Source organism: Streptomyces otsuchiensis, from assembly GCF_004305975.1.
Taxonomy (GTDB): domain Bacteria; phylum Actinomycetota; class Actinomycetes; order Streptomycetales; family Streptomycetaceae; genus Streptomyces; species Streptomyces otsuchiensis.
Genome location: NZ_BHZI01000592.1, coordinates 1 through 528, shown reverse-complemented (window position 1 = coordinate 528; position 528 = coordinate 1). Strand labels below are relative to the sequence as shown.

Sequence of the window (528 nt, the reverse complement as noted above, 5' to 3'; positions counted from 1 at the left end):
GGTGTGGCCCGGATTCTGGTCGCCGATCTGGCGGAGGCCGGGCTTGTCGCTATTCATCAGCCTGGTCATGAGGGTGAGCCGGGTGGTCAGCCTGATGTGACGTTGCTTGAAAGGGTGCTCAGTGGACTTCGGAAGCTCTAGCGGTGGGGGCGGTGCGGCTCCGGCTCGTTCCGGGTCTGCGACGCGGTCTACGACGTCGGCGAAGATCGTTGTCGCGGGTGGGTTCGGCGTGGGGAAGACCACGTTCGTGGGGGCTGTGTCGGAGATCAATCCGCTGCGGACCGAGGCGGTGATGACGTCTGCGTCTGCGGGGATCGATGATCTGACGCATACGGGTGGTAAGACCACGACGACGGTGGCGATGGACTTCGGTCGTATCACGTTGGATCAGGATCTGATTCTGTATCTGTTCGGTACGCCGGGGCAGGATCGTTTCTGGTTCATGTGGGATGACTTGGTGCGTGGTGCGATCGGTGCGGTGGTGCTGGTTGATACGCGTCGGTTGGCGGACTGTTTTCCTGCGGTTGA

The 528-nt window shown here is 61.9% G+C and carries 2 protein-coding genes; both read left to right on the top strand.

The features are described from left to right. On the top strand, positions 1-141 hold a 141-nt coding region (locus E0D90_RS26000; RefSeq protein WP_130800343.1), incomplete at its 5' end, for a DUF742 domain-containing protein. Next, the coding region (locus tag E0D90_RS25995) for a GTP-binding protein (protein ID WP_438827457.1) at positions 122-528 on the top strand (407 nt) is incomplete at its 3' end. The genes E0D90_RS26000 and E0D90_RS25995, both read left to right, overlap by 20 nt.